Here is an 18,094-nt window from a genome sequence, read left to right as displayed (position 1 = left end):
CGGTGCTGACGGACCGTGCGGATCTGACGGACCAGGTTTCCGAAGCGCGCCGCGAGATCGAAGCGCATTGCCAGTCGCTGGTGGATGCAGGCATTGCGCAATGGCGCATCAACGCCGACGGCGGCCGGGAATTGCACATGGGTAGCGGAGAGAAGTATCTGTTCGCTTGCGATGGCGTGACGCGGTTGAAGTAGCCCGCGGACTGTTCACTGCGCGCGCCCGGGCGCGAACCGTGACGCCGCGAACCAAAGATTGAGGAGTACCTGTTTCATGATTTCATTCGACACCGTTCTCGACGGCCTGGATTGGGCGGGCATTGAATCCGAGCTGGACGCCGAGGGGTACGCCGTGTTGCCTGGGTTGATGGGCGTCGAGATGGCGAAGGACCTGGCGCGAGGGATCGCGCCGTCGGCCGGAAGGCGCGTCACGCTGGAGTCCGGCGGCCTGGGGCGCGGCGAATCGTTCTACTTCGACGCAGGCCTGCCCGAGCCGCTGGAGCAGTGGCGCGCCGCGCTCTACCGCCGCCTGGCCGCCTGCGCCAATCGCTGGCAGGCGTTAATGGGCCAGGAATTCCGCTATCCGCCGGAGTTGCAGGATTTCCTGGATGCCAACCGGATCGCCGGCCACACGCGCGCGCTTTCCCACCTTAGCCGGCTGGACGTGGAGGACCATGTGTTGCTGCATCAGAGCAACGAGGGCGCGCAGGTGTTCCCCTTGCAGGTCGTTGCCGTGCTCTCCGCGCCGGGCGTCGATTTCCATGGCGGCGAGTTCGTCATGACCGAGCAGCGGCCGCGCATGCAGTCGCGTCCCATGGTGGCGCCGCTGCAGCTGGGAGATGTCGCGGTCATCGCCACGGCGGAGCGTCCATTCAAGGGCGCCAAGGGCTACTACCGCGTCAATCTCAAACATGCGATCAGCCGCGTGCGCCAGGGCGAACGCATCGGGCTGGAGCTGTCGTTCCACAATGCGCCATGACGCGGAACGCAACCATGCCGGAGCCAGCCATGACCTACCTCCTGCTGGGAGGGGACGGCAGACCCTATGCGAGCTCCGTGCCAGGCGCTTTCGGAGGCCACCGCGGCGGTAAGCGCTATGGCCGCCTCGACTGCCGGGCCGCGTTGCAGGCGCTGGCCCGCGGCGGCTATGCAAGACACCGCGTATTCTTTGCCGACGAGGCCACGGCCGTCGCCGCCGGCTACCGGCCGTGCGCCGTCTGCCTGCCCCGGGAATACGCGCTTTGGAAACAAGGCCAGCCGGTCCGCGAGACCGGCGGCAACCGCAAGAGGCCCTGCCCATGAATTCACGATGCTTCCACGCCGCGCAAGCGGAACCTCTTACGCATGGCGGCCAGCCCGAGAGCCGCATCGCGGCAGTGGATTGGGGCGCGGTCGAGGACGGGCTCGGGCGCGACGGCTTTGCCGTGCTGCCCGCGCTGCTGACGCCGGCCCAGTGCGAGCAAATAGCCGGCGGCTTCGCCGACGAGTCGCGCTTTCGCAGCCGCATCGTCATGGAGCGCTACGCCTTCGGCCGCGGCGTATACAAGTATTTCAGCTATCCATTGCCCGATATGGTCGGCCGCCTGCGCCAGGCCCTGTATCCCCGGCTGGCGCCCATCGCCAACCGCTGGCATGCGGCGATGAAGCTCGATGAGCGCTTTCCGGCCAGCCATGACGAGTTCCGGGACATCTGCCATGCCGCCGGCCAGCGGCGGCCCACGCCGCTGTTGCTGCGCTACCAGGCCGGCGATTACTGCTGCCTGCACCAGGATCTATACGGCGATCACGTCTTCCCGTTCCAGGCCATCTTCCTGCTGAACGAACCCGGGCGTGATTTCCAGGGCGGCGAACTGCTGCTGGCCGAGAGCAATCCCAAGGGGCCGGGCCGGGCGGACGTGGTGCACCTGAGCCAGGGTGACGCCGTGGTGCTGGCGGTGAACCACCGCCCGGTCCGCTCGGCGCGCGGCTATTACCGCGCAAACTTGCGCCATGGCGTCAGCCGGCTAAGCCATGGGCAGCGGCACACGCTGGGCATCATCTTCCACGACGCGGCATAGCGCAGCGTCTGACTTGTTCCTGAATTTCGCCATATATATAATTTCCGGCCATCCCAAACATCTCCCTGGACGCTGCGTGAAAAACCGAGATGTTCCCCGGAAACGCGCGGCATCGTCGCGCAAATGGAGATAAGACGAAATGCCAGGAAAAGTCCTGAAAGCCAGCGCCGCGGCGATTCTTTCCATCAGCCTGGCCGGCTGCGCCATGGAGGCCTACGACAGCAAGGCGCGAAGCGACGCGATGTCATGGATCGGCGAACCGATAGCCAAGGTGATCAAGCGCTTCGGCCAACCGGAATCGGTATCCGGAGATGCGGCCAAGAAGAAGTACGTGTGGAAAGAGTACGAGAACTACAGCAACGACTACACCTACACGTACTACGAACAGGGGCACGGCTCGACCCCGAATAGCACCGTGCTGAACCAGAAGACGGGAACAGGGAACCAGAGCGGGTACTACACCTGCATCTACGTGTTCTACGCCGATGCCTCGGGAACGGTGGTCGACGCGACCGCCAAGGGCGAGTGCAGGTAGCGCTCAGGAACGCACCCACTGCTCGCCTTCGTCGCCCTTCAGGCGGGCGCCAGACCACACGACCTGACCCAGCACGCGTACCGGCGTGCCGCTTTCCAACGGTATGTCCTGGTAGGCAGGGTTGAACGAGCGGGCGACCCAGCGCTTGGTCAGACGGTCCCGGGTCACGGTCTTCACGATCATCTTGCCGTCGTAGTTGATGGCGTAGACGCCGCCCGCCGCCACGTCGCGCAGCGTGAGGCTTTCATTGGGCACCACGAGCAGGGCCGCGCCGTCGCGAATGACGGGCTCCATGCTGTCGCCCTTGGCGTACACCACGCATGCGTTGCCATTGTCCGCGCCGACGGATTTCAGAAACGACCGGCGGAACTGCACCATTCCGGTCTGATCCTCGTTGTAGTTTTCGATGCCATCGCCGGCGGCCAGACGCACGTCGGCAAGCTCCGGGACTTTTTGGAACCCGTCGTTGGCCGCTAGCGTTTCGCCCAGGCCGACATTGGCGATCACGCCGGTCTGCGTGCTAATGCGGATCCGGTTTTCACGCTCGGCCTGGGATGTCGTCTTGCCGCCGTTCCATGGCTCGGCCGCCAAGCCGTCGATACGCATAGGGAAGGGATCGTCCGCAGCGTCCAAGCTTGTTAACGGGCTTCGCGCGGAGCCTGCCTGAGAGCCCGCCACAGGGCTGGAGACATTGATCCCCAGCTTCAGTTGAGCAATCGCGAGAGCGATCGCGCCCTCCAGGGCGCTTAGCTGGGTGATGCCCAGCGCGCGCACTTCGTCCTCGGGGATGGAGGAGAAAGGCCAGTCGGCGGAACGGGGGCGTTTCTTCGCCGGCTCGCCATCTCCGGCTCCTCGTTTTGGTCCGCTGCCATCCATCAGCCATTCGACGTTCACGTTGAGCGCGCGCGCCAAGTCCAGGAACAAGGACGATCCCTTGTTCCGGCCGCTTTCAATGCTGGCGATCGTGGATTGCCCCGCGCCTACGGCTTTTGCCAGTTGGGCCTGGGACAGGCCTGATTCAGTTCTTGCCTGTGCAAGACGGTCTTTAAGAGGGCTCATATCGCAATTGTGATACACCGACCAATCGCAATGGTACTTGAATGTTGATCGCAATTGCGATTAAATGGTGCGTAGCCTGGAAACGAGGCATACGCGGATTGCGAGTGACCGGCCAGGCCTCAACGGCCCGATCGCGAATGCGATGGGCAGCATTGCGTAGACCTTCGCATCGAGGGGACGCGCAACGACTTTCAAAACCGGCAATGGAGCGCAGGTCATGGCATTCACCAGAAGCGTCGAAGATTCAAACAAACATATGCGCAATGCCGCGATCGCGCGCTTGCGCAACGAGCACGGCATCACGCTTACGAAGCACAACCGCTGCGCCACCCGGATCGCGGATGCGATACGGGTGGCCGAGCCCGACCTGCACGCGAAGGACGCGATGGCCCTGATCCGCATATGGGTGGGGCTGAAACCGTCGGACGCGGTCCCGAGCCGCCTGGCTTTTGCCACCGGCAGGCCGTACGTGTTCGACGAGCGCATGCGCATGGCCGCGGCGAGGGTGCGCGGGCTGCCTCGCCTGATGTCCATGAGCAGCAACGTCCTCTACAAGCCGGACGTAGCATGAACGGAGCCTTCGGGTTGCAAAATTGCAGCACTGGAACGAGCACTGCCCCATAGCGAGGATCACATGACTGAAGCGGAAAGCGAGGAACTCGAAGAATTGCTCATGACCTGGCACCGCTGGGCCAAGGCTTATCGGGAGCATCTGGGATATAGCCGCGTCGCTCCCGGATTTCGTGATGTGTCGGACCAGGACGGCTACGGAGATGACGACGAGACCGCCGCTCGCCTGAATCGCCATGTGGCGGAGCAGGTCGATGCGTGCTTGAACGCGTTGCCGCTGGATCTGCGCGCAGCCGTCGGGATCAGCCTGCGCAACAAGGATGCGCCGCAGCGGGTGTTCCGCAATCCTCGCTGCAGTCCGGAAGAACAGCAGCGCAGATATCGGGAAGCGCAGTCCCGTCTGCTGCCGATGTTGCGTCGGCAAGACGTGATGCAGGTTGCCGCACAAGGTCTTGCATACGCTGTACCGGCTCACTAAGATGAAACCAAGTGGACGGCGCACGTTCACGATAAACGAAGCCTCGGCATTTGCCGGGGCTTTTTTCATTTCTACCAACCCCGCCCTGGCGGGGTTTTTTATGGGCATTCAAATGACAACCGAAATTGGCATTCAACAGCAATCGCAAGGCGCGCAAGCAGATCTGGCCGCGGACGATCCGACGCTGCGCCAGGAACTGGAGAGTTCGTCGGGTTCTTCCATGGTCGGGTTCCTGCAGCGGGGCATGGGCGCCGTTGCGCGTCCTGTCGAGAAAAAGCTCCAGGATTTCATCAGCGTGTACGACTTCGGCGCGGACGGCAAGGGACAGATCGACGATACGGCCGCGATCAACGCGGCGCTGCAGGCGGCATTCGCGGCCAAGCTTCCCCTCAATCTGGGAGGCGGCACGTTCAAGGTCGACGACCCTGCGGGCCTGGGCTATGCCATTCTCAATCCGGGCGTGTCGGTCTATGGCGCGGGCAAGCAGAACTCGGTGATCGTGCCGGCGGCGACGATGCCCAATACGTCGCAAATCATGCTGGTGAAGCCGGCGGCGAATGTGCCGCTGGATTTTCTGTACATGCGTGATTTCATGATCTATCCGGGCTGGTCGGGCACCGTGCGCGGAAGGTCCGCCATCAAGTTCGACACGACCCAGACCACAAATGCAGGATGTGTGCACTTGCGCGGCCTGCATCTGATGCCGGGCAATTACTACTCCATAGACTGGGTCAACGACGGGGCCGTGAATGCGCAGGGTTGTCCCTCGAACTCGGTGATCGAAGGCTGCTCGATCTGGGATGGGCTGCTGTTCACGGACGCGGGCGACAACATCCGCATCGTCGACAACGCGATCCTGACCACCGAAGGCTCGTTCCGCCCGGGCGTGCAGTTCACCGCGGTGCACGCAGGCGGCGGCGTGGCTGGCGGCCTGCACATTGCCCGCAATGCAGGCAACTGCGACGGCGGCCTGTTGCTCATGCACGCCGGCCACATGCCGAGCATCGTCGGGAACAACTATGAGCAAAGCAAGGGTAGCGGGTCGGGTAACGGGGCCATGATAGATCTCGCGGGCGACGTCCGGCAGATCGGCGGCGCCATCGTAAGCGGTAATTTCTTCGGCGTCTTCGGCACGAGCACGGCGGCGAGCGCCATCCGGATCGGCAATGTGGTGGGAGCCCACGTCGAAAAGAACCGCATGATTTCCGGCAAGACGGTCGCCGTCGGCATCGCCGTCACTTCCGATGCGCTTGAAACCCGTCTCGGCGCCAACCAGATCTCGACCATGTTCTCCACGCCGATCGCTTCGGCAGGACCCGGAACGTCCGGCGTCACGCTGGCGCTGTATCCGCAGAATGGTTTCGTGAATGCGGGAGGGGGAAATGCCAACGCTTCGTTCTGCAAGGGAACCACGGGAGAAATCCAGCTGGCGGGCTTTGTGGTTCATCCCACGGGCGTTAGCGCAACCACGCAGATCTGCCAGCTGCCTCCCGGCTTTCGCCCCTTGCTCAGCCAGACGGCGATTGCCTATGCGCTGGTCAACGGCTTGCCGGGCACCTGCGCGGTGCATATCGACACTCAGGGGAACGTAAAGATCGATCCCGTGGGATTGGTCACGCAGGTCTCATTGGCGGGAATCAGCTTCCTGACGACGTCGGTCATTTCCAGCAACGCTTGATGCGCTGACTTGGCCTGCCTTGCAGCAAGGCAGGCCGCAAGCGCCAGAGGTCAGAGAAATCAAACCGGTAATCAACAATACATGAAGGAACCAAGCATGTCTGATCTTGCCTTGAATGCACCGCTCTTGGGGCGCGCCAGGCCCGGGTGTATAGCCCCTACCTACTGCCCGAACTCATAAACATAACTATTCGCCGACCCCGCCTTGCGGTTGTACACCGGGCACCAGCCATTGACCGGGGCCACTTCGCAGTACCGGTTGCGGCCATAGACCTGGGCGATTTTCCAGTCCTGGGTCTTGTCGGCGCGTTCCAGCAGGTATTGCATGCGTACGCCCCTGTCCTTGCGCTCGCGCTCGTCGGCGTCCACCGGGAAGCCGGGCGTGGAGGGCGTGGAGTTGCGGATCTGGGCGACGACGAAGGCGCGCGTGTCGGACTGGACGTCGACGTTGACGATGCTGCGCTCGTAGGTTTCAAGGCTGCACTTTTCGCTGCCGTTCTGCTTGGCCTGAAGGTCCGGCGTGGTCAGGGTGTCTTCCGCGCTGCTGAAGGGGCGGTACAGCTCGGCCATTTCCTTGCAGGCGGTGACGGTGTAGCGGTCGTGCGCGTCGCGGACCTGCCACCAGGATTTGACCGCCGCGTCCGGCGTGTTGGCGGCCAGCTGCAATTGCGGTGTCGCGGCTTGAAGCCGGGCCCAGGGTGTTTCTTCCTGCTTGGAGCAGCCCGCCAAGGCAAGGGCCAGGGCGAGCAGGAGGACGAGCTTGGTCACGGTACTGAATCGGGTAGATAAATCGGGGCACCATGATACCGCTTCCTCCCCGCCGCTCAGCCGCCGGCTAGTGTCCGTTTGTATGCTTCCAAAGTGCTGAACATCTTGCCGGCCAGCCGGAAGTTGGTTTCCGCGTAGGCCCTGGCGTTCGCGACCAGGATCCCGGCACGTTCGGGCTGGCTGCGTATCTGCATGATGCGATCCGCAAAGCCCGCGATGTCGCCCGGCGGCGCCAGCCAGCCCGTCAGGCCGGGGGCGACGATTTCAGGCAGTCCGCCGACTTCGCTGGCGACGACCGGGCGGCCCGCGGCGTAGGCTTCGGGCACGATGCGGGACCAGGCCTCGGTGGCGGACGGCACCAGGATCACGTCGGCGGCGCGGATCGTCTCCGACACATTGTTGCGGTGTCCGGCAAAGATGGTGTGCCGGACGATGCCCAGGTCCGCGGCCAGCTGGTGCAGCGCCTGGCCATAGGATTGCGTGCTGGCCGTCGGCCTGCCGACCACCAGCGCGGTCGCCGGCAGGCCCAGGCCGCGCAGGCGCTGCACCACGCGCAGCAGGTCGGCCTGGCCTTTCTCGGGGCGCAACATGCCTATGGTGGCGATGACGCAGGCGTCCTCGGGGGCGTCGATTCCCAGCGCTTGGCGGGTGCGCAGGCGCGCATGCGGGTCCTCTTCGCGCAGGAAGAATTCGTCCGCGGCCCATTCGCCGACCACGCTGATCCGATTGTCGGCCGCCAGGCCCGCGGCCAGGATTTCCTGCTTGCCCATGTGGCTGGTGGCGATGACGTGGTCGCAGCCGAGCTTCCATTCCAGCCGGCGGCGCGGCGAGCTGCGCATGGACTTGGCGAAGTGGCGCGTCCTGACGACCGCGCACAGGTCGCGGCAGAGCGCGGCGGTCTTGCCGTCCGCCCGGCTGTGGCTGTCGATGACGTCGATGCGCAGCGCCTTGACGGCGCGGCGCAGCTTCAGGATCGTCGATGGCGAATAGGCGCGGCTGAAGTCGAGATCCACGGTGCGCAGGCCACGCTGCCGGGCCACGCGGCTGATTTCACTGTCGGCGGGCGCGGCGATGGCGACTTCGTATCCATGGCCATGCAGCCAGCCTGATTGTTCGAGAACGCGGAACTCCAGGCCGCCCAGGCTGCGCTCAGCCAGCGTATGCAGGATGCGCATGATGCTCCAGGACTTTGCGGCAGGCGCCCAGCACGTCATCGGGCGTGATGGAGTTGATGCCGTCCCGCGGATGTTCGGGCACGACGGCGGCCGAGTAGGGCCGGTCCCAGAACCATTCGGGATTGGCTTCGTTGAAGATGCCGACGTAGGGCACGCAGGCCCCTTGCGCGATATGCGAGGGGCCGCAATCGTTGGACACGACCAGGCGCGCCCGCAGCATGATGGCGCTGAGCTCGCGCAGCGGGCGGCAGAAGGCAATGGAGAACTCCGGACGCCGCATGGTTTCCAGCTTCTGGCGTTCCGCCGCTTCCTGCGCGCCGAGCACGAACAGGAAACGGGTGTCCGGTCCCAGCAGCAGCTTGAGCCTCTCGGCCAGGCGCAGGTAGTTCAGCAGGCTCCAGCGCTTGAATGCGCCGGCGCCCCCGCCTGGAATCAGGACCACGTCGGCGCCCAGGACGTCGTGCCGGTGCGGATGGGCCAGCGTCTGGAAGCAGCGGCGGGCGGCGGCTTCGGCGTCGAAGCGCCGGTACGACGCCAGCAGGCGCAGGTTGGCCAGGCCGATGTATTCGCCAATATTCTTGCGGTGGCAGTGGGTCCAGACCAGGTCGCTGAGCCGCGCATTGCGAAAGCCGAAGCGCATGGCCGGCAGGCGCAGCAGGTTGAGCAGGCCGAAGCGTTCGCTGCTGTGATGCAGGCTCACGCAGACCCCGGTGTTTTTCTTCAGGCTGCGCAGGTAGTCGCCGAAGGTGGCGGCGCGGACGAACTCGTCGACCCAGGGAACCGAGCGATAGAAGCCGCCCAGGTCGTCGCGGGCGACGACCCGGATCCGCTTCGATGCCCACCAGGTCTTGAGCTGGTAGAGCGTGGGCAGGGCGACGATCTGGTCGCCCAGCTGCGGCTGGCTTCTGACATAGACAACGACTTCCGGCATGGACGACCTCGATTGGGCGGCTTTGTTTTCCGGTCTGGAGGACCGCAGCCGCGCAATGTATCGGCCGAGCAGGCCGAAACTTTTCGGGGTTCTTTAAGGAATGTGAAGAACCGGCCAGTCGCACTGCACACAAGTAAACAACTTGTCTTTCAAGCCGTTGCCCGTCGCGCCGCCGCCTACTTGGAACCACCGGTGTTCGGGTATCCCGGCGGCGGCGCGGAACCCCCGCCAGGGGTGCCCGGCACGTTGTCATTGGCTTCACGATGGTGACCCGGCTTTTCGTTGGGGTGCCTGTCCGGGTCCATGTGGCCGCGACGGTCCAGGTTGGGCGGATTGCTTGGCGTGTTGGGCGCCGCGTTGGGCGCCGGCGGCACCTGTCCCGGCGGCACGGGCCGGTTGGGCGGAACCGCCGTGCTGTCGTTGGGCGTATTGGAGGGAGAGGTGGGGGCCGCGGACTGCGCCAACGCGCTGGCCGATGTCAGGGCGGCCGCAAGGGCCAGGCCGTGGGCGAGGGTACGGATCTTCATCGATGCCTTCATGGATGCGCTCCTTTTTGAGAGTGGCGGGATCGGACCCGCAAGCGCCATTCCTGTCTCCATCTCCAGGCTGGCGCGGCGCTTGGCGGCGTCGGACCTGGCCCGCGCGGACCGGAGCCTGCCGAGCCGCGGATTGCGGCCTGCCGCTGGAACGGGCGCATCGGAAAAATCTACCGACGGCATGGCATGCCTGCGCGCGGAGCCGCCGGCGCTGTCACGACGGGCGGACTCACTCGATCCCGCCCGCGCGCATCCCTGCCGCACGGGTACGCCGCTTGCTGTAGCCATCTGCTCGAATCCGGAAACCTCCGGCCGAGGAATGATGGCGCGCCAATGCCGCCGTCATCGAAGTTCAACGCGGGGATGGTCCCCGCACAGGAGAGACGCATGGAGCATCAGACCAATATCGTTGGCGAATTCAAGGGCGCGGGCTCGGGGCCCGGTCCTGAAGTCATGGCGGCGGATACCCTGGAGGGCAACGACGTCGTCAATGGGGCAGGGGAAGGGCTGGGGTTCATCAAGGACATCATGATCGACGTGCCGCGCGGCCGGGTTGCCTACGCGGTGTTGTCCCGCGGCGGCATACTGGGCATGGGCGACAAGCTCTACGCCATTCCCTGGTCGGCCCTGACGCTGGACACGGACAACAAGCGCTTCATCCTGAACGTGGACAAGGAAGTCCTGAAGAACGCGCCTGGTTTCGACAAGGACGACTGGCCCAGGATGGCGGACGAAACCTGGGCCACGAGCCTGCACAAGTATTACAACCAGGATCCTTACTGGTAAACCGCTGGACGGCTAGGGCGGCGTGTTGCCGTCCCACACCGACGCGCGCCGGTATTGTTCGGCGCGCGCCAGCGTGCGGTAGAAGTCGGCGCCTACCCGGATGAGCTCCTCCATCTCCTCGCGCCGCAGCCGCAACTGGAGCGCCGCGAGGCATTCCGCGTAGTTGGCCAGCACTTCGGGCCATTCATGGAAACTCCGATCCGCCGCTGGCGTGGCGATCATCTGGGCCAATAGTTCCTCATGATCCATATGCGTGTCCTGCGGCAGGCGTATTGGTCTGGCTACACCTGCGGTTTGCGCCGGAGCCGGCGGGGCTTATTTCTTGGACGCGTTGGCCTGCTGCTGTTGCAGCTCGGTCGCCTTGTCCAGGTGCTGTTGCAGCACCGGCAGGGTCTGTATGGCGAACTGTCTGACGTCGGGGTCCTTGGCTTCATTGGAAGCCTCTGTGAAGAGCTTCACCGCATCCTGGTGCGCGGATACGCCGATTTCATCGATGTAGGCCGAGTCGAAGCTGTCATCCCGCAGCCCCAGGGCCTTCAGCTTGGCCTTCTGCACCAGGGAGGGCTCGCCGGGAGCTTCGTATCCCTTGCTTTGGGCCAGCGACGCCAACTGCTGGCCGGCCTTGCCGTGGTCATCGATGATCTTCTGCGCATAGGCCTTGATGTCCGGGCTGCGGGCCTTCTCCAGGGCAAGCTTGCTGCCCGCGATTTCCGTCTGACCGGCCTCGGCCGCGCTTTCCAGGAAGTCGCGGTCGGCGCTGTCGAGTTTCGCCTCCGAGGCGGCTGCGGGGGCAGGGGGCGGCGCCGTTTGCGCCTGGGCGGCGGCCAGCGCCGTCCAGGAGAGGATGGCGGCGGTCAGGTAACGGGTTTTCATGGGAACCTCCAGATAAGCTGCGGGGCTCTCGGCGAGAGCGCAATGCCGATAGCGGGCCAGCAATTGCCATGCCTGGCAGCGTTTCGGCGCTGCGTCGTGGGGCTAGCCCGGGCGCTTGCGCACGACGCCGGCATGCTCCGCGTCGGTGACGCGGTCGGCGGCGATGTCCGCGCCCTCGTGGTCGCGGTCGCGTGGATTGGCGCTTTCACGATCCCCGGTACCCTGCGCGTCGCTGTCCGTATGGACCAGATCCGGCGGCAGGTCGCTGGCCGAGTCCGAGGAATCGCTCGGGCCCAGGTCGGGGCGGCTGGATTCTTCGACGCCGTTTTCGGCGGGAGGGAAAACGCGGGGGCGGGTCATGGCGATACTCCGGATGGCCGCGATGGGGCGGGCGACAGCAAGCAGCGCAGCAAGCGGCATGCCCGGCTGGCGCGTCGACGCTATCCCGCCGCCGCCTCCCAACGGCTGGCCGAGTAGCGCTCGGCCATCATCAGGCCGCCTCGGCCCGTGGCCATTTCGGCGATGACCTCGCCCACCGCCGGCGCGATCTGGAAGCCCCCGCCCGAGAAGCCGAAGGCGTGCAGCAGGCGCGGCACCCGGGGGCTGAAGCCGATGACGGGATTCTTGTCGGCGAAGTAGCCTTCGATGCCCGACCAGCAGCGGATGACGCTGGCGCAGGCCAGGGCGGGCAGGACGGCGGGCGCCGCAAGGCCAAGTCCGGCCAGCGCCGCGCGGCCGGGGCGGCTGCGGTCGCCGGGCAAGGCCGTGCCGTAGCCGCCGCCCATGACGATATTGCCGCGCGCCACCTGGCGGGCGTAGAAACCGCCGCCTTCCACCCCCAGCGACACGCCTATCTGGGGTGTGAGTGGCTCGGTGACCAGCATGGTCGGATACTTGACCTGCAAGGGCAGATGGTCGCCGAACCAGCCCGCGACCGCGGCGCCCCAGGCGCCCGCCGCGTTGATGACCGTGGCGGCGCGGATGCGCCGGCCGTCGGCCGCCGTCAACAGGAAATCGCCGCCCTGGGTGTCCGCATGGGCGATGGCGCAATGTTCGAGCACGCTGGCGCCGGCGCGCGCGGCGGCCAGCGCGAAGGCGGGAGCGACCAGGCGCGGATTGGCCTGGCCGTCCTCCGGGCAGAGCGAGCCGCCCACGATGTCCGGGCTCAGCGCGGGATAACGGCGGCGCAATTCGGCGCCCTCGATGATCTCCAGGCCCAGGTCGAAATCGCGCACCTTGTCGCGGTAGGCGCAGAGCTTGTCCAGGTCGGCTGCGGTGCGGGCCAGCTTCAGGTGGCCGCTGCGCACGTATTCGGCGCTGGTGCCGATGAGTTCGGGCAGGCGCGCCCAGATGCCGTGGGCACGCTGCGCCAGGTAGAGCTGCTCGATGGAGCGGCCCTGCCGCCGCACGCCGCCGAAATTGACGCCGCTGGCGCGGGCGCCGCTTGCGCCGCTATCGATCAGCGCGGTGGCGACGCCGGCGCGGCGCAGCGCCAGGGCGGCGCTGGCGCCCACCAGGCCGGCGCCGATGATGGCCACTTCCGTGTGCAGAGGGGTCATGATTCCACCTTGCCCAGCATGGCGAGGTTCAAGGGCTTGACCGGCGCCTGGCCGCGCAGGCGGCCTATGTCCGCCAGCGCCACGCCGCGGCAGTCGGCCAGCAGCTCGGCGGCGCCGGCCTGGCACATGCGCCCCTGGCACAGGCCCATGCCTATGCGCGTCAGCGCCTTCAGCCGGTTGAGATCGTCGATGGCGTACTCCCTGGCGGCGGCGCGCAAGGCGCCCGCGCTCACTTCCTCGCAGCGGCAGACCATGACCGCGTCGTCGCAACCGCCGCCCGCGCCGGGCAGCGGAAAGGCCCGGTCCAGGCCGTGGCGGAAGCGCGCCAGCCGGGCCTGCCGGCGGGCCAGCGCCCGCACCCTGGCCGGGCTGACTGTGATGCCGCTGTCGGCCAGCATGGCCAGCGCGGCGCGCTCGCCCGCCAGCTCGGCCAAAACCGCGCCGCCTATGCCAGCTCCGTCGCCGGCCAGGTAGACGCCGGCTACCGAGCTGCGGCCGTCGGCGTCGCGGCGCGGCAGCCAGGCGCGCTGGGCCGGATCGAATTCGAAGGCGCAGTCCAGCAGATCGGCCAGCTGGGTTTCCGCGCGCAGTCCGTGGCCCGCGGCCAGCGCGTCGCAAGGGATCAGGCGTGTCTCGCCGCCGATGCGGGCGCGCACGCCCTCGACCCGGGATGCGCCCTGTGCGGATTCCAGTTGCGCGCCGTGGTGCACGGGCACGCCGCGGGCCCGCAGCCAGCCCAGGTAATACAGGCCCTTGGCCAGCATGGCGGGCTGGTTCAGCATCGCCGGCACGGCGCGGGCCTGGCCGCTCATGGGGGCGCTGTCCAACACTGCCTGCACCTGGGCGCCGGCGCGCGCGTATTGGTAGGCGACCAGGTAGAGCAGGGGGCCGGTGCCGGCGAACACGATGCGCGGTCCGAACACGCAGTTCTGGCTTTTCAGCGCGATCTGCGCGCCGCCCAGCGAGTAGACGCCGGGCAAGGTCCAGCCCGCGAAGGGCAGCACGCGGTCGGTGGCGCCGGTGGCCAGCAGCAGACGGGAATAGGGCAGCGTTTCCAGTGCGCCATCGCGGACCAGGTCCAGGTTGCCTGGCGCGGCATTCCAGACCGCCGTGCCCGCCAGATAGTCGGCGCGGGCGGCGAGGTCGGCGCCGGCGGCGTGGATGGCCTGCGCACGGCGCCATTCGAACCCGTAGCGCTGGCGCGCGCTGCCGCGCGGCGCAGCGCCTTGGCGGTAAATCTGGCCGCCGGCCCGGGCGGCCTCGTCGACGATCACCGGGCGCACGCCGTGGCGCAGCAGGGTCTGCGCGGCGCGTACGCCGGCCGGGCCGGCGCCTACCACCACCATGCGCGGCGCGCCGCTGGAGCCGGGCGGATTCAAGGGCATGGGAGTTCTCCAGGCAAGGCGCTGACCAGGACCATGCCGTCCTCGGCCTGGGTGGTACAGGCGCGCAGGCGTGCTCCGGCGGCCGTCTGCAACCAACAGTCCTGGCAGGCGCCCATCAGGCAGAAGCCTGCGCGCGGCGCGCCTGCGCCCAGCGTGATGCGCAGTTGTTGCTGGGCCAGCAGCACGGCCGTCAGCACGGTGTCGCCTTCGTGCGCCTGCAGCGGCTGGCCATTCCAGCTCAGCCGTAAGGGCGGCGAGGCGGGCGCCGATACGCGGCGCAGCAGCGGCTTCATGCAGCTGTCTCCGCCGGCCGCAGCTGCGAGAGCGTGCGGTCGGGCAGGATGATGTCGGCGTCGTAGCGCAGCTCGACGATGGCCGGCATGCGATGTTCCCGCGCATAGGCCAGCGCGGCGTCGTAGGCCGGCGCGAAATCCTCGCTGCGCTCGACCGCGGCGCCGTAGCCGCCATAGCTGCGCGCCAGCAGCGCGAAGTCGGGGTTGACCAGGTCGGTGGCCAGGGCGCGGCCGGGATAGGCGCGTTCCTGGTGCAGCCGGATGGTGCCGAACAGCCCGTTGTTGAACACCAGGACCACGATGCCCAGCCGGTACTGCGCGGCGGTGGCCAGTTCTTGCATGGTCATCTGGAAGCAGCCGTCGCCGGCGAAGCAGATGACCGGCGCATCGCGGCGGCGCAGCTTGGCCGCGATGGCCGCCGGCAGGCCGTAACCCATGGCGCCGACCGCGGGCGCCAGCTGGCTGCCGGGGCCCTTGAACGCGATGTGGCGGTGCGCGTAGAGCGCATAGTTGCCCGCGCCCACCGTGACGCAGGCTTGCGGCGGCAAGGTGGCGGCGACGTGGCGCGCCGCCGCGTTCAGGTCCAGCGGGCCGGGCGTGGGCGACAGCGTGGGCGCGGGCGCCGCGGCCTCGGAACCGCGGCGGCGCGGCCGCCAGCCCGGCGTCGGCGTCAATTGCGCGGCGGCCTGGGCGAAGCCGTCCACGCTGGCGACAATGCCCAGCGCCGGCAGGCACAGCCGCCCGATCTCGTTGGCGTCGGGGTGGATGTGCACCAGCGTCTGGCGCGGCGTGGGCGAGGCCAGCCATTCATAGTTGATGGTGGTGGGCTCGCACAGGCGCGTGCCCAGCGCGATCACCAGGTCGCTGTCCATGACGGCGCGCTTCTGGTGCGCGGGCATGCTGGCGCTGACCTGGCCGACGAAATTGGGATGGTCATTGTCGAACAGTTCCAGGCGGCGCCAGGCGGTGGCCACGGGCAGGTCGAAGCGCAGCGCGAAGTCGCGCACGGCGAGGCGCGCGGCGTCCGGCCAGCGCGAGCCGCCGAGCAGCAGCAGGGGGCGTTCGGCCGCTTCCAGCAATTCGCGCAGGCGCTGCATGTCGGCAACGGCGGGCTGCGACCGGGGCGCGGGCGGCAGAGCGGCCAGTTCGGCATGCGCCAGGCTGGCCAGCATGTCTTCCGGCAAGGCCAGCACGACCGGCCCCGGCCGGCCGCCGGTGGCGATGGCCCAGGCGCGTGCCAGGTATTCCGGGATGCGGTCGGCGCGTTCGATCTGCGCGACCCATTTCGCCAGCGGCGCGTACATGGCGCGGTAGTCCACTTCCTGGAAGCACTGGCGGTCTACGGTGTCGCTTCCCACCTGGCCGATGAACAGGATCATGGGCGTGGAGTCTTCGCGGGCGGTGTGCACGCCGATGGCGGCGTTGGTCGCGCCCGGGCCGCGCGAGACGAAGCAGATGCCCGGTTGGCCGCTCAGCTTGCCGTGGGCTTCCGCCATGTAGGCCGCGCCGCCTTCCTGCCGGCAGACCACGGTTTCGATCAGGTCGCGCCGGGCATGGAGCGCGTCGATGCAGGGCAGGAAGCTCTCGCCCGGCACCATGAACACGCGCTCCACGCCATAGGCCTGCAACTGCGCGACCAGCAGTTCGCCGCCGCTGCGCGGGGCCGGGGCGGACGCGCTCATGCCGCGTCTCCCTGCAACGCCCGCGCCACGCGTTCGGCGCCATAGTCGCGCTCGGCCGCGGCGCGGCTGACCTTGCCGCCCAGTACGTCGTTGCGGATGGCGGCCGCGCCGCGCTCGGCCGGCGCGCCGTAGCCGCCGCCTCCAGGCGTTTCCAGGCGCACCGACTGGCCGCTGGCCAGGGCATGTCCGGCGATCTTGTTGGGCAGGCGCTGCTCGTCCGCGCGGCCCGGGTTCTGCACCACGCGCGAGGTGCCTCCCGGCAATCCGCCGTTCAGGCCGGCGGCGCCGAACAGCGCCGCGTCGCAGCGGATGGTGCAGATCAGTTGCTCGTGCAGCGAGCGGATCTGGCGGGCGATGCCCATGCCGCCGCGGTGGCGGCCGGCGCCGCCGCTGTCGTTGACCAGCGCGTATTCCTCGACCAGCAGCGGGTATTCGATCTCCAGCGCCTCGGCGGGCAGGTTGGAGGTATTGGTCACGTGCACCTGGATGCCGTCCATGCCGTCGCCCTGAGCGCGTCCGCCCGCGCCGCCGCCCAGGGTTTCCAGATAGACGAAGGTGCCCTTGCCGTCCTGCATGGGCACGGAGAACAGCATCGAGGGCATGACGTCGTTGCACGAGGCCATGGCGCGGTCGGGCGGAAGCAGCTGGCCCAGGGCGCCGATGACCGTGCCGGCCACGCGCTGCGCGGTGGTCACGCGCGCGCCCACCGCCGCCGGAAAGCGCGGGTTGGTGATGGTGCCTTCGGGGGCGGTGATGGTGATGGGCTGGAACAGGCCGTTGTTGGGCATGAGCTCGGGATCGAGCATGGCCTTCACGGCGAAGTAGACGCTGGCGTTGAGGGCGCTGGCGGGCAGGTTGAAGGCGCCGCGCGCCTGCTTGCCGGTGCCGGTGAAGTCCACATAGAGCTGGCCGTCGCGCGCGTGCACATTGGCCTGGATGGTGACCGGGTCGCCGCCCATGCCGTCGTCGTCCATGCGCTCGGTGAAGGAATAGGTGCCCTCGGGCAATTGCGCGATGCGGTTGCGCAGGCGCCGCTCCGTGTACAGCATGATGCTGTCGATGGCGGACAGCACGGTCTGCAGTCCGGATTGCTGCACCAGGTCCAGCATCAGCTTCGCGCCCTTGTCGTTGGTGGCGATCTGGGCGCGGATGTCGTGCATCCGGTTGTCGGGTTCGCGGGTGTTGTGCGCGATCATTTCCAGCAGGTCCAGGTCCAGCTCGCCTTCGCGCACGATGCGCATGGCGGGCAGGCGTATGCCTTCCTCCCAGACGGTCTTCAGGTGGTGCGAGGTCGAGCCGGGGACGGCGCCGCCCACGTCGGTATGGTGGCCGATGTTGGCGGCGAAAAAGCGCAGCACGCCATCGTGGAAGATGGGCGTGATGACCGTGATGTCGGGCGCGTGGGTGCCACCCGCCAGATAGGCGTCGTTGCACAGGAAGGCGTCGCCCGGCCGCACGCCGGCCGCGCCATAGCGCCGCAGCACGGCGTCGATGCCGCCGGACAGCGAGCCCAGGTGCACCGGCACGTGGGCGGCCTGCGCCACCAGGCGGCCGGCCGCGTCGAACAGCGCCACGGAGCAGTCCTTGCGCTCCTTGATGTTGGTGGAAAAGGACGAGCGGATCAGGGTGTTGCCCATTTCCTCGGTGATGGACAGCAGGCGGTTGCTGAAGACCTCCATTTCTATGGGGTCGAAGGTGTCCGTGCCGGCGGCGGAAATCGATGAGGTGGTCATG

The 18,094-nt window shown here is 67.4% G+C and carries 22 protein-coding genes; 9 read left to right on the top strand and 13 right to left on the bottom strand.

Annotation, left to right across the window (positions count from 1 at the left end):
- The first annotated feature begins 2 nt into the window (after positions 1–2).
- From HWY37_RS28760 to HWY37_RS28740, 5 genes are all read left to right on the top strand, one after another.
- Positions 3–194 carry a hypothetical protein gene (locus tag HWY37_RS28760; protein ID WP_176090365.1) on the top strand — a complete coding sequence of 64 codons (192 nt, stop codon included), beginning with the start codon at positions 3–5 and terminating at the stop codon, positions 192–194.
- Between the two features lie 76 nt (positions 195–270).
- Positions 271–975 (top strand): 2OG-Fe(II) oxygenase, encoded by a 705-nt coding sequence (locus HWY37_RS28755; RefSeq protein WP_176090364.1) that lies wholly within the window; start codon positions 271–273, stop codon positions 973–975.
- Between the two features lie 14 nt (positions 976–989).
- A complete protein-coding gene (locus HWY37_RS28750) occupies positions 990–1,298 on the top strand; it encodes an Ada metal-binding domain-containing protein (protein ID WP_176090363.1) in 309 nt (102 codons plus the stop codon).
- Positions 1,295–2,053 (top strand): 2OG-Fe(II) oxygenase, encoded by a 759-nt coding sequence (locus tag HWY37_RS28745; RefSeq protein WP_176090362.1) that lies wholly within the window; start codon positions 1,295–1,297, stop codon positions 2,051–2,053. The genes HWY37_RS28750 and HWY37_RS28745 overlap by 4 nt, the downstream gene beginning before the upstream one ends.
- Before the next feature lie 139 nt (positions 2,054–2,192).
- Positions 2,193–2,588 carry a hypothetical protein gene (locus tag HWY37_RS28740; protein ID WP_175206090.1) on the top strand — a complete coding sequence of 132 codons (396 nt, stop codon included), beginning with the start codon at positions 2,193–2,195 and terminating at the stop codon, positions 2,586–2,588.
- 3 nt (positions 2,589–2,591) lie between these two features.
- On the opposite strand, the gene HWY37_RS28735 is transcribed toward HWY37_RS28740, so the two are convergent.
- Entirely contained in the window at positions 2,592–3,647 is a 1,056-nt protein-coding gene (locus HWY37_RS28735) for a LexA family transcriptional regulator (RefSeq protein ID WP_176090361.1), read from the bottom strand.
- A 217-nt stretch (positions 3,648–3,864) separates the two neighbouring features.
- Between HWY37_RS28735 and HWY37_RS28730 the strand changes: the two genes are divergently transcribed.
- The 3 genes from HWY37_RS28730 (at position 3,865) to HWY37_RS28720 (ending at position 6,373) form a co-directional block, all read left to right on the top strand.
- Positions 3,865–4,218 (top strand): hypothetical protein, encoded by a 354-nt coding sequence (locus HWY37_RS28730; RefSeq protein ID WP_176090360.1) that lies wholly within the window; start codon positions 3,865–3,867, stop codon positions 4,216–4,218.
- A gap of 63 nt (positions 4,219–4,281) precedes the next feature.
- Positions 4,282–4,695, top strand: coding sequence for a hypothetical protein (locus HWY37_RS28725; RefSeq protein WP_176090359.1), 414 nt, complete (start codon positions 4,282–4,284; stop codon positions 4,693–4,695).
- The gene (locus HWY37_RS28720; RefSeq protein WP_175206094.1) at positions 4,670–6,373 is read left to right on the top strand and encodes a glycosyl hydrolase family 28-related protein; all 1,704 of its coding nucleotides are present in this window, start codon (positions 4,670–4,672) and stop codon (positions 6,371–6,373) included. Before HWY37_RS28725 ends, HWY37_RS28720 begins: the two co-directional genes overlap by 26 nt.
- A gap of 161 nt (positions 6,374–6,534) precedes the next feature.
- Here HWY37_RS28720 and HWY37_RS28715 read toward each other — a convergent pair whose 3' ends face one another.
- The 4 genes from HWY37_RS28715 to HWY37_RS28700 all read right to left on the bottom strand — a co-directional run bounded on the left by HWY37_RS28715 (position 6,535) and on the right by HWY37_RS28700 (position 9,785).
- On the bottom strand, positions 6,535–7,140 hold the full coding sequence (locus HWY37_RS28715) for a hypothetical protein (RefSeq protein WP_176090358.1): 606 nt from the start codon (positions 7,138–7,140) through the stop codon (positions 6,535–6,537).
- A 56-nt stretch (positions 7,141–7,196) separates the two neighbouring features.
- Positions 7,197–8,315, bottom strand: coding sequence for a glycosyltransferase family 4 protein (locus tag HWY37_RS28710; RefSeq protein WP_176090357.1), 1,119 nt, complete (start codon positions 8,313–8,315; stop codon positions 7,197–7,199).
- Positions 8,290–9,246 carry a glycosyltransferase family 9 protein gene (locus HWY37_RS28705; RefSeq protein ID WP_176090356.1) on the bottom strand — a complete coding sequence of 319 codons (957 nt, stop codon included), beginning with the start codon at positions 9,244–9,246 and terminating at the stop codon, positions 8,290–8,292. The genes HWY37_RS28710 and HWY37_RS28705 overlap by 26 nt, the downstream gene beginning before the upstream one ends.
- Positions 9,247–9,422: 176 nt before the next feature.
- Positions 9,423–9,785 carry a hypothetical protein gene (locus HWY37_RS28700; RefSeq protein ID WP_246302428.1) on the bottom strand — a complete coding sequence of 121 codons (363 nt, stop codon included), beginning with the start codon at positions 9,783–9,785 and terminating at the stop codon, positions 9,423–9,425.
- A gap of 384 nt (positions 9,786–10,169) precedes the next feature.
- Here HWY37_RS28700 and HWY37_RS28695 point away from each other — a divergent pair, with 384 nt between their 5' ends.
- On the top strand, positions 10,170–10,568 hold the full coding sequence (locus tag HWY37_RS28695) for a PRC-barrel domain-containing protein (RefSeq protein ID WP_176090355.1): 399 nt from the start codon (positions 10,170–10,172) through the stop codon (positions 10,566–10,568).
- Positions 10,569–10,580: 12 nt separating this feature from the next.
- Here the strand turns inward: HWY37_RS28695 and HWY37_RS28690 are convergent, their stop codons facing one another.
- The 8 genes from HWY37_RS28690 to HWY37_RS28655 all read right to left on the bottom strand — a co-directional run bounded on the left by HWY37_RS28690 (position 10,581) and on the right by HWY37_RS28655 (position 18,093).
- Positions 10,581–10,817 (bottom strand): DNA-3-methyladenine glycosylase, encoded by a 237-nt coding sequence (locus HWY37_RS28690; RefSeq protein WP_175206100.1) that lies wholly within the window; start codon positions 10,815–10,817, stop codon positions 10,581–10,583.
- 66 nt (positions 10,818–10,883) lie between these two features.
- The gene (locus HWY37_RS28685) at positions 10,884–11,441 is read right to left on the bottom strand and encodes a DUF4142 domain-containing protein (RefSeq protein WP_175206101.1); all 558 of its coding nucleotides are present in this window, start codon (positions 11,439–11,441) and stop codon (positions 10,884–10,886) included.
- Between the two features lie 102 nt (positions 11,442–11,543).
- Positions 11,544–11,801 (bottom strand): hypothetical protein, encoded by a 258-nt coding sequence (locus HWY37_RS28680; RefSeq protein WP_176090354.1) that lies wholly within the window; start codon positions 11,799–11,801, stop codon positions 11,544–11,546.
- A gap of 80 nt (positions 11,802–11,881) precedes the next feature.
- Complete coding sequence (locus tag HWY37_RS28675) at positions 11,882–13,000, bottom strand: NAD(P)/FAD-dependent oxidoreductase (protein WP_176090353.1); 1,119 nt, start codon at positions 12,998–13,000, stop codon at positions 11,882–11,884.
- Positions 12,997–14,385, bottom strand: coding sequence for an FAD/NAD(P)-dependent oxidoreductase (locus HWY37_RS28670; protein ID WP_176090352.1), 1,389 nt, complete (start codon positions 14,383–14,385; stop codon positions 12,997–12,999). The genes HWY37_RS28675 and HWY37_RS28670 overlap by 4 nt, the downstream gene beginning before the upstream one ends.
- The gene (locus HWY37_RS28665) at positions 14,376–14,678 is read right to left on the bottom strand and encodes a (2Fe-2S)-binding protein (RefSeq protein WP_176090351.1); all 303 of its coding nucleotides are present in this window, start codon (positions 14,676–14,678) and stop codon (positions 14,376–14,378) included. Before HWY37_RS28665 ends, HWY37_RS28670 begins: the two co-directional genes overlap by 10 nt.
- Entirely contained in the window at positions 14,675–16,360 is a 1,686-nt protein-coding gene (locus HWY37_RS28660) for a thiamine pyrophosphate-dependent enzyme (protein ID WP_176090350.1), read from the bottom strand. The genes HWY37_RS28665 and HWY37_RS28660 overlap by 4 nt, the downstream gene beginning before the upstream one ends.
- On the bottom strand, positions 16,357–18,093 hold the full coding sequence (locus HWY37_RS28655; RefSeq protein ID WP_176090349.1) for a hydantoinase B/oxoprolinase family protein: 1,737 nt from the start codon (positions 18,091–18,093) through the stop codon (positions 16,357–16,359). The genes HWY37_RS28660 and HWY37_RS28655 overlap by 4 nt, the downstream gene beginning before the upstream one ends.
- Position 18,094 lies beyond the last annotated feature (1 nt).

The sequence above is a fragment of the Achromobacter anxifer genome, from assembly GCF_903652925.1.
GTDB lineage: Bacteria > Pseudomonadota > Gammaproteobacteria > Burkholderiales > Burkholderiaceae_B > Achromobacter > Achromobacter anxifer.
The sequence above is the reverse complement of the archived record's forward strand: the minus strand, read 5'-3'. Positions and strand labels throughout refer to the sequence as shown.

Excerpts from the sequence above, each read along its gene's own strand:
- HWY37_RS28745 (WP_176090362.1), top strand. The coding sequence starts at position 1,295 with ATGAATTCACGATGCTTCCACGCCGCGCAAGCGGAACCTCTTACGCAT.
- HWY37_RS28695 (WP_176090355.1), top strand. The coding sequence starts at position 10,170 with ATGGAGCATCAGACCAATATCGTTGGCGAATTCAAGGGCGCGGGCTCG.
- HWY37_RS28750 (WP_176090363.1), top strand. The coding sequence starts at position 990 with ATGCCGGAGCCAGCCATGACCTACCTCCTGCTGGGAGGGGACGGCAGA.
- HWY37_RS28700 (WP_246302428.1), bottom strand. The coding sequence starts at position 9,785 with ATGAAGGCATCGATGAAGATCCGTACCCTCGCCCACGGCCTGGCCCTT.
- HWY37_RS28660 (WP_176090350.1), bottom strand. The coding sequence starts at position 16,360 with ATGAGCGCGTCCGCCCCGGCCCCGCGCAGCGGCGGCGAACTGCTGGTC.
- HWY37_RS28655 (WP_176090349.1), bottom strand. The coding sequence starts at position 18,093 with ATGACCACCTCATCGATTTCCGCCGCCGGCACGGACACCTTCGACCCC.
- HWY37_RS28710 (WP_176090357.1), bottom strand. The coding sequence starts at position 8,315 with ATGCGCATCCTGCATACGCTGGCTGAGCGCAGCCTGGGCGGCCTGGAG.
- HWY37_RS28705 (WP_176090356.1), bottom strand. The coding sequence starts at position 9,246 with ATGCCGGAAGTCGTTGTCTATGTCAGAAGCCAGCCGCAGCTGGGCGAC.
- HWY37_RS28730 (WP_176090360.1), top strand. The coding sequence starts at position 3,865 with ATGGCATTCACCAGAAGCGTCGAAGATTCAAACAAACATATGCGCAAT.
- HWY37_RS28725 (WP_176090359.1), top strand. The coding sequence starts at position 4,282 with ATGACTGAAGCGGAAAGCGAGGAACTCGAAGAATTGCTCATGACCTGG.
- HWY37_RS28735 (WP_176090361.1), bottom strand. The coding sequence starts at position 3,647 with ATGAGCCCTCTTAAAGACCGTCTTGCACAGGCAAGAACTGAATCAGGC.
- HWY37_RS28665 (WP_176090351.1), bottom strand. The coding sequence starts at position 14,678 with ATGAAGCCGCTGCTGCGCCGCGTATCGGCGCCCGCCTCGCCGCCCTTA.
- HWY37_RS28690 (WP_175206100.1), bottom strand. The coding sequence starts at position 10,817 with ATGGATCATGAGGAACTATTGGCCCAGATGATCGCCACGCCAGCGGCG.
- HWY37_RS28675 (WP_176090353.1), bottom strand. The coding sequence starts at position 13,000 with ATGACCCCTCTGCACACGGAAGTGGCCATCATCGGCGCCGGCCTGGTG.
- HWY37_RS28685 (WP_175206101.1), bottom strand. The coding sequence starts at position 11,441 with ATGAAAACCCGTTACCTGACCGCCGCCATCCTCTCCTGGACGGCGCTG.
- HWY37_RS28680 (WP_176090354.1), bottom strand. The coding sequence starts at position 11,801 with ATGACCCGCCCCCGCGTTTTCCCTCCCGCCGAAAACGGCGTCGAAGAA.
- HWY37_RS28740 (WP_175206090.1), top strand. The coding sequence starts at position 2,193 with ATGCCAGGAAAAGTCCTGAAAGCCAGCGCCGCGGCGATTCTTTCCATC.
- HWY37_RS28670 (WP_176090352.1), bottom strand. The coding sequence starts at position 14,385 with ATGCCCTTGAATCCGCCCGGCTCCAGCGGCGCGCCGCGCATGGTGGTG.
- HWY37_RS28755 (WP_176090364.1), top strand. The coding sequence starts at position 271 with ATGATTTCATTCGACACCGTTCTCGACGGCCTGGATTGGGCGGGCATT.